Annotated in this window: 1 protein-coding gene; it reads left to right on the top strand. The window is 66.0% G+C overall.

What is annotated here, in order from left to right:
• The coding region (locus tag QQL85_RS26405) for a condensation domain-containing protein (protein WP_284368787.1) at nt 1-1,549 on the top strand (1,549 nt) is incomplete at both ends.

Here is a 1,549-nt window from a genome sequence, read left to right as displayed (position 1 = left end):
GGAGGCCGTGGTGGCGCACTGCGTGCAGCGCGAGCACCAAGGGGCGACGCCATCGGACTTCCCGCTGGCCGGGCTGAACCAGGCACAGCTGGACAGCTTGCCGATCGCCTTGAGCGAGGTGGAGGACATCTACCCGCTGTCGCCGATGCAGCAGGGCATGCTGTTCCACACCCTCTACGAACAAGGCGAAGGCCATTACCTGAACCAGATGCGGGTGGATGTGAAAGGCCTGGATGTGGCGCGTTTCCAGCAGGCCTGGCAGGCTGCGGTGGACCGCCATGAGGTACTGCGGGCGAGTTTCGTGACCACCTTCGAGCAGCCGCTGCAGGTGATCCGTCGCCAGGTCGAAATCCCGTTCGTGACGCTGGACTGGCGCAGCCAGCCGGCGCTGCAAGCGAGCCTGGACAGCTGGGCCGAGGCGGACCTGCAACGTGGTTTCGCGTTGCAGGACGAAGCCCTGCTACGCCTGGCGGTGATCCGCTGCGACGAAGACAGCCACCAGTTGATCTACACCAGCCACCACATTCTGATGGATGGCTGGAGCAACTCGCAGCTGCTGGGCGAGGTGCTGCAGCACTACGCCGGTCAAGTGGTCGAGCGCCAGCCGGGCCGCTACCGCGACTACATCGAGTGGCTGCAGCGCCAGGACAGCCAGCGCAGTGCCGAGTTCTGGCAGCAGCAGTTGCAGGCGCTGGCCGAGCCGACGCGCCTGGTGCAGGCGCTGCGTGTGGACAAGGCGGCGCTGGGGCAAGGGCATGGCGACCACTTCCAGGTGCTGGATCGCCAGGCCACGCAAGTGCTGAGCGACTTTGCCCGGCAACAACGGGTAACGGTGAACACCCTGGTGCAGGCGGCCTGGCTGTTGCTGTTGCAGCGCTATACCGGACAGGACTGCGTCAGCTTCGGTGCCACGGTTGCCGGGCGCCCGACCGCATTGGCGGGGGTCGAAAGCCAGCTGGGGCTGTTCATCAACACGCTGCCAGTGGTGGCCCAGCCGTCGCCGACAGAGCGGGTGGGGGCATGGCTGGCTCAGCTGCAGGCGCAAAACCTGGCGCTGCGCGAGTACGAACACAGTCCGCTGTTCGAGATTCAGCGCTGGGCCGGCAACGGCGGTGAAGGGCTGTTCGACACCTTGCTGGTGTTCGAGAACTACCCGGTGGCCGAAGCATTGCAGCAGGGGGCGCCAGCAGGTTTGGTGTTCTCTGAGGCGCTGAACCGTGAGCAGACCAACTTCCCGCTGACGCTGATAGTGGGCCTGGGTGAGCGACTGGAAGTGCACTATGCCTATGATCGTGCCTGCCTGGGGCGTGCCGATGTGGAGCAGATTGCCCGACACTTTGCGTACCTGTTGCAAGGTCTCGTTAGCCAATCGGGCCAGGCGCTCGGTGATCTGGCCGTGCTGGACGCCGCGGCCCGACAGCACATCGTCGAGGCCTGGAACCCGGCGCCGGCGCAGTTCCCTGCCGAGCGCAGCCTGCACGAGCTGATCGCCGAGCAGGCGGCGCTCCGGCCCAACGCCACCGCGTTGGTGTGTGACGTGCAAGGCATG

This window comes from Pseudomonas putida (assembly GCF_030159595.1).
Taxonomy (GTDB): domain Bacteria; phylum Pseudomonadota; class Gammaproteobacteria; order Pseudomonadales; family Pseudomonadaceae; genus Aquipseudomonas; species Aquipseudomonas putida_AC.
The sequence above is the reverse complement of the archived record's forward strand: the minus strand, read 5'-3'. Positions and strand labels throughout refer to the sequence as shown.